We start from the raw sequence: 7,530 nt of genomic DNA, 5'->3' as shown, positions 1-7,530 counted from the left end.
TGCCACATGCAGAGCGCTGAACAGGTACTATTTTTCTGGCATCTCTAACACTATAGCGACACTTTAGGTAAGCTGTGGGGGGACTGGCTCTTTTGCCGCCGGATAGTCCGGCCGTTTTACGGTTTGAAGTCGGAGAAAGTGTCAGTCCCCGGTGGCCACTAAACCTGGTTTTATTATGTGAGCTGCGATGATTCGTCATAACCATGGGCAATACTGCTGCATGTTTATCCATTTAGGATCTGTCACGATATAAGTGTTGTATTTGTCTTCTTATTGTTCCCACGCTCTGCGTGGGAACATTCCCTGGACGCTCCGCGTCCACAATGACCGCAGGAGCGCTCGGGCTACGCTCCCACGCAGAGCTTGGGAGCGATAAACCACCAGATTATGCAAGCATTATGGAACACTAATATTATGACAAACCCTTATCAAAAAAACTGGATTCCGGCTTTCGCCGGAATGACGAATACAATGGGCCATTCTTGTAAAGTTAGCGCCTATGGGTGCCTGTCCCCACAAACATGCAAGCACATTGTTTTCTTTTCTTGTTCCCAGGCTCCAGCCACATTTTTTAAGATGCGGCTGGTGCCGCAAGAACTAAGCGTTCCCAGGCTGGAGCCTGGGAACGAGAGGTAACCAGGAACGTAGAACCAGGAACCAGGAACCGATTGTAACGGTTAACATGTTAGTTTGAAATTTTCACTAAGCGCCTAGGGAGAATATTGATCATGATCAGTCCAAGCAGGTTCTGGGTTGCATTGTTCACAGTCCTTTTCCTGTCCGGATGTGCCTCCACCAGGCAGGAACCTGAGCAGGACTTCAGGGAGTTGTGGCTTGAAAGAGCTGAGGAATACAGAGGGTACTCACCCAACCCCAGGGAAAAAGAGATCAAGGAGCCCAACATATTCAAAGGCATCGAAGATCTGAAAGCCGCTGACGACCTGCGCAGACTACCCCGGGAAAATGTGAACCTAAAATTCCGGGATATCGACATTAGAGTAATTTTGCGTGCCCTGGCAGCTGCAGCCGAGCAAAATATAGTCATGAGCAACAATGTTGAGGGCAGCATGAGTATAGACCTGCGGGACATCCCCTGGGACCAGGCGTTTTTGAGTATTGTCCGCACCAACGGTCTGAGCTATTCCTGGGAGGGCGACATTATCAGGGTCCAAAGCATCCAGGACAAGGAAACGGAAGTCGCACTCAGGAGTGTCAAAAGAAATGTTGAGCCTGTACAGACCACTGTTGTGGATATAGAATATGCCCATATAGTAAACAGGGGAATTGACGATGATGACGATAACCTGGATCAACTGGAAGAAACATTGCAGGCCTTGCTTGAAAATATCAGTTCAGATGGACGTCAGGGCAACTTGTTTGTGGACAGGGAAAACAACGCCCTGATCATTCAGGCTACACACGAAGATACCCAGCGCGTTCTGCATGTTTTCAGGCATCTGGACCAGCCCAGGGCCCAGATCCTGCTGGAAGCCCATATTGTCGAGGCCACTCAAGAGACGGCCAGGGATCTGGGTCTGCAATGGGGAGGACGGTACAGGTCAGAAAGGATTCATGGGGACGAGCGCCTGTATATTGCACCTGGTGGTCAAACCGTCCTGGACTTTCCTGCTGAGGTTGAAGAACGGGGCATGACCCTGGAAGCAATGTACGGCATCATGAGCGGCAATATGCTGGAAATGCAGCTGACAGCTCTGCAGAAGGAGGATAAGCTGAACATTTTGTCCTCTCCTTCCCTGACTACCCTGAACAACCAGATGGCGTTTACCCAACATGGCGAAGAAGTACCCTACCCTGTCAGAGAGTTTATTGGCGAAACAATATCATCGATTACTATTGACTTTAAGGAAGCCATGCTCAGGCTGGAGATGACCCCAAATATATTGGACCAGGATCAACTGAGGCTGCATGTCAATATTAAAAAGGAAGAAGTTGATTTCAGCAGACAAGTCCAAGGATACCCCTTAATCATAAAAAAACACACCCAAACCAATCTCGTGGTGTCAAGTGGAGAAACCGTGGTCATCTCCGGCTTGACCAAGGAATCCAGCTTAGGCCGGGAAAGCGGAGTCCCCGGACTTATGAATGTTCCTCTGCTGGGAAATTTGTTTAAGCGGGACCTTCGCAGCAAGGACATGCAGGAGGTACTGGTCTTTATTACTCCGCATATTCTGCCCCAGAGACCCATTCATAGAAGGTAGAGTTTATTGTTCCCACGCTCTGTCCCGCCAGGGCGGGAATATATTCTTTATTGTTGTTCCCTCTTATTGTTCCCACGCTCTGCGTGGGAACATTCCCCGGACGCTCCGCGTCCACAAATGACCGCGGGAGCGGTCGAAAGACGTTCCCACGCAGAGCGTAGGAACGATCAAGAAGATACAGAGCGTAGGAACGATCAAATAAAAGATCATGGAATACTGTTAAGACCTTAGACATGGAATACTATAAGCTGCTCAATCTCTCCAGGGAGCCCTTTTCCAATTCCCCTGACCCGGAACTGTTCTTTCGCTCTTCCAGGCACGCTGAGTGCCTGCAGAAGCTGGAGATAGCCATCCGCCTGCGCCGGGGTCTGTGCGTGGTCAGAGGTGATGTGGGCACGGGCAAGACTACAGTCTGCAGGCATCTGCTCCGGTCCCTGTCCGGGGACGATTCCCTGGAAATGCACATGATCCTGGACCCTTCCTTTGATAATGAGCTGGAGATGCTGGCCGCAATCAATGCCATGTTCAGCGGTGCCGACCGGGCTGCCACATGCACAAACGCCTGGCAGCACAAGGAGATGATCAAAGATTATCTCTATCACCAGGGGGTGGAGCAGAAAAAGACAGTAATCCTGGTGGTGGACGAGGGCCAGAAGCTCACTACATCCGGGGCCGAGATCCTGCGGGAACTTCTGAACTTTGAGACCAACCAGGAAAAGCTCCTGCAGATTGTAATCTTTGCTCAGAGCGAGATAGACCAATTACTGGAAAAAATGCCCAATTTTGCGGACAGGATAGGTCTTTACCACAGGCTTTTGCCCTTGAGTCTTAAAGATACCGGTTTTTTTATAAAATACCGCCTGGAAAGATCCTGCGCCGGGAACCTTGACCTGGAAAAGGTGTATTTTACCCGCAGTGCCATTGGCACAGTGCACTCCCTGACCGGGGGATATCCCCGCAAAATCATCAATCTATGCCACAATATTATTCTGACCCTGATCATTAAAGGGAAATACAGGGTCACCCCTGAAATCGTGCAGAATGCATCCAACTCCCTGCAATCCCTTAATAAAACCTCATCTTTCAGGCGCTTCACCTGGAGAGCCGGTGCAGCAGCAGCCGTCATTGTCATGCTGTGGGTCTTTACCCCGGTCATCCCGAATCCTGCCGACATGGCCGTGATTGATAGAACCATTCAGGACCATTCCGTTCCTGAAAAATCTACTTCCATGTTCAAAACACAAGTGCAGTGGGGGCACTATTTACCAACAGAAAAACCCGGGTTTGAACTGTTGGATCATTATGATCTCACTTTTGCTGAGAAAAAGGCTGCAGCAACAGTCGAGAAGCCTGTTTCAGGGGATGATCCGGACACAAAACCTGCAGAGGTGGATGATTTTAATACTCCTCAGAGCCTGGGCTTTGTCATAGTCCACAGCTATGAAAGCCTGTGGGATATCCTCGAAAGGATTTACGGCTTCGGTACCGAGTCATTGTTGCATGAGATAATCAAGGCCAATCCCGCCATTGTCGACCCTGATATTATCTACAGGGGCATGCGGATCAACATCCCCGCAACATCGCCCGTTTCCCCCGATAATGATAAAAGGTACTGGATCACCATATCCATGCACCGGCAGCTTGATCAGGCTTATACTCACATCATGAAGAACCTGGAGCACCTGCGGGTGCTCTGCACCTGGGACCCTGCAGACGGACTCCGGTACCATGTGGTGACCTATGATTCTTTTTCCACAATGGACAAAGCCCAAAAAGCCCTGCAGGTTCTTCCCCGGGAGCTTTATGACCGGGCGGAAATACTGGACCTGGAAGGGATGTATTTTTTCAGCTGAGACGGACAGTGCCCGCAACACAGTTTTTTTTATCTGTTATTTGGTAACTCTACAGCGACACTTTGGGTTAAATTTTGCCTCGGCCACCGGGGACAGGCACTCTTGCCGAACTCAAACCGAAAAATGGCCGGGCTCTCGGCGGCAAAAGAGCCAGTCCCCTTCGAGTTCCTTCTTTTCTTATCGCTCCCACGCTCTGCGTGGGAGCGTATCTGGACCGCTCTGCGGTCATGGGTGGACGCGGAGCGTCCCGAAGATGTTCCCACGCAGAGCGTGGGAACAAGAAAGAAAGAAACTATGCAAATGCTAACACTACAGCGAAACTTATATAATTTTATGCCTGCCTCAATTGGGGACAGGCACCCCCGCACTTATTTTTTTGTAATGATCTTGGTTTTATTGGAAAAAATAAGTGCGGGGAGAGCCAGTCCCCGCAGGTCAATCATAAGTTTCGCTGTAATGCTAACTGTCTGAATTATATTGCCAATACGCTTCAAGTTACTAAAATGCACTGACTGGTGCATTTTATGCTTCCACCTTGATCTGCGCAACTGGAACCGTGAATCTGGAAGCAATACTATAAAAGGATGCAGCTTTGAGAAAGAAGATACGCCTTGGTGAAATGCTGGTGGAACAGGGCCTTGTCAGCAGGGAACAGCTGGACAGGGCCCTGACTGAACATAAGAAGGCGAAACTCAAGCTTGGGCAATACCTGGTCCGCTCCAATATTTGCCGCGAGGAAGACCTGGTAGATGTCCTGAGCCGGCAACTGCGAATCCCCAAGTATAATCCAGCCGGTTTTCCCTTGGATCTTGGCCTGGCCGAACTGGTTCCATATGAAATTGCCAGGAAATACGAAACGGTTCCCCTGGAACGAAGGGGCAATCTTCTTGCTGTGGGCATGACAGACCCCCTGGATATTGAAGCCCAGGACTCCCTGGAGGTATATATCAATATGGAGGTGGAGCCGGTTGTGTGCACCGAGGCTGAGTATGATCAGCTGTTTTCCACTATGTATGGTTTTTATAAAGGTCTTGACGATATCATGGAAAGCGTGGAATCCACGATTTCCACGGAGGATACTGATGAAGAAGCCCCCCGGGACATGGATGTCAGCGCAATGGAGAACCAGGCTGACCAGGCCCCGGTTATCAAACTGGTAAATTCCCTCATTGCGCAGGCCGTAAGTGAAAAAGCCAGCGATATTCACATCAGCCCGGAAAAAGAAGCAGTCCAGACCAGGTTCCGGATGGACGGCAAGCTGCGCGAAGTCTCCACTCCGCCCAAAAAACTCATGCCCGCTCTGGTTTCAAGAATCAAAATTCTGGCCAATATGGATATTGCAATAACCCGCGTTCCCCAGGACGGTCGCTTTACAGTCATCATGAATCAGCGTGAAATCAATATCAGGGTTTCCTGTATCCCAACCATATACGGTGAAAACGTGGTCATGCGCCTATTGGACATGAGCGCCGGGGCTTACACCCTGGACGACCTGGGCATGAACAGCCAGGACCTGGCCAAGATGGAGTCCGTGATTCAGAAGCCCTACGGCATGATCCTGTCCACCGGTCCCACCGGCAGCGGCAAGAGCACCAGTCTGTATGCCATACTCAGGCGGATCAAGGATCCCGAAGTCAATATCATCACCCTTGAAGACCCGGTGGAGTACAGGGTGGAGGGCATAAGGCAGGTCCAGCTCAACCGCAGGGCCGGGATGACCTTTGCCTCAGGGCTGCGCTCCATCCTGCGTCAGGACCCGGATGTTATCATGGTGGGGGAGATACGGGATTCTGAAACCGCCAACATCGCGGTACAGTCGGCCATGACAGGGCACAGGGTGTTGTCCACAGTGCATACCAACGATGCCGCGGGAGCCATCAACAGGTTTATAGATATGGGCATCGAGCCCTTTCTGGTGGCCTCAACCCTGCTGGTTTCCTTTGCCCAGCGCCTGCTGCGCCGGGTATGCCCTGAATGCGCCGAGCCCTATGATCCCCCACGGGAAAGTCTGAAGGCCCTTGGGCTGGAAAACTCCAGCTGTAATTTCTTAAGGGGCAGGGGATGTTACAAATGCATGAATTCCGGCTACAGGGGCAGGACTGCAGTTTTTGAAATTCTTAAAATCGATGATGAAATTAGAGATATGGTAGTTAAAAAGGCCTCCTCAGGAGAGATAACCAGGCATGCGGTACAGACCGGCAATCTGCGCACCCTGAGCAATGACGCCGCTGAGAAGGTCTGCCAGGGCCGGACTACCGTGGAGGAAGCGATAGCGGTGGTGATGACCTGACGGGCATGGGGCCATTAGCATGCCCCGTGCCAAAAGCCCCATACTATAAGCCTATGACACACTTTAATTACAAAGCCATAAATCAGGACGGGACGGAAGTCTCGGGCACAATCCAGGCCGACAGCCCCCAGGAGGCCCAGCAAAAACTGGCTGCCCAGGGGTATATTCCCCAAAAGGTTTCCCCAGTATCATCCTCTTCCCTCGGAGGACTGGAAGAACGTATCAACCTGATGCTGGCCACGGTCAAGACCACGGAATTGATACTTTTTACCAAGCAGTTCCGTACCCTGTTCAATGCCGGCATAAACATCACCAGTCTCATGGAGATCCTGGAACAGCAAAGCGAAAACCTCAGACTAAAAAAGGCCTGCGCAGCCATAGGCAGGGACATCCAGGGCGGTATGTCCATCAGCGAAGCATTCAGAAAACATCCCAGGGTTTTTTCCAATCTTTACTGCAGCATGATCCAGGCAGGTGAGAGCAGCGGACGACTGGGAGAGGTTTTAAATCGCCTGGTATTCCTTCTTGATCACGAACATAAAGTCAATTCGGATATCAAAAGCGCCACCCGCTATCCCAAGATTGTTCTGGTGGCCATGTTTATCGCTTTTTTGTTTCTGCTTACATTTATTCTGCCCCAGTTCATAGAAATCTTTGAGGATGCCGGCGTGGACCTGCCTCTTCCTACCCGGATAAACCTGGTGATCTATGAGTTTATTGTGGGTTACTGGCTGGTATGTATCACAGGGGCCATTTTGGGGTTTGCAGGTATAAAGATGTATTTAAGCACACCTACCGGACAGTTTCAAAAGGACTGGCTGCTTCTTAGAATGCCTGTTATCGGGCCGGTTTTCCAGAAAGGGGCCATGGCCAGGTTTTCCAATATTTTCTCCATCCTCCAGGCCAGTGGAGTCTCGGTTCTGAATACCCTTTCAGTGTTGTCCGGGACCATCGGAAATGCTGCCATTTCCAGAGAGTTTTTAAAGCTCCAGGACCAGCTGAAGGAAGGCCGGGGCATCTCCGCCCCCCTGAAGTCGGCCAGATATTTCACCCCAATGGTGGTAAACATGGTGGCTGTGGGTGAAGAATCCGGAAACCTGGATGAAATGCTCAATGAAATATCCAATCACTATGATGACGAAGTGGAGTTTGCTGTCAAGCGCATGTC

Annotated in this window: 4 protein-coding genes; all 4 read left to right on the top strand. The window is 50.7% G+C overall.

Annotated features, from left to right (window positions below; translation table 11 throughout):
- The first annotated feature begins 728 nt into the window (after positions 1-728).
- Positions 729-2,219: a type IV pilus secretin PilQ gene (gene pilQ / locus QZP87_RS11490; RefSeq protein ID WP_291323065.1), complete on the top strand. Its 1,491-nt coding sequence runs from the start codon at positions 729-731 to the stop codon at positions 2,217-2,219.
- Positions 2,220-2,452: 233 nt separating this feature from the next.
- Positions 2,453-4,072, top strand: coding sequence for an AAA family ATPase (locus QZP87_RS11485; RefSeq protein ID WP_291323064.1), 1,620 nt, complete (start codon positions 2,453-2,455; stop codon positions 4,070-4,072).
- Positions 4,073-4,664: 592 nt separating this feature from the next.
- Positions 4,665-6,362, top strand: a complete 1,698-nt coding sequence (locus QZP87_RS11480; RefSeq protein WP_291323063.1) for a GspE/PulE family protein — start codon at positions 4,665-4,667, stop codon at positions 6,360-6,362.
- 26 nt (positions 6,363-6,388) lie between these two features.
- A partial coding sequence (locus tag QZP87_RS11475) for a type II secretion system F family protein (protein ID WP_291323062.1) occupies positions 6,389-7,530 on the top strand: 1,142 nt, incomplete at its 3' end.

It is taken from the genome of Desulfonatronospira sp. (assembly GCA_003563255.1).
In the GTDB taxonomy this organism is placed as follows: Bacteria; Desulfobacterota; Desulfovibrionia; order Desulfovibrionales; family Desulfonatronovibrionaceae; genus Desulfonatronospira.
This window is presented reverse-complemented; position numbering and strand designations above follow the sequence as displayed.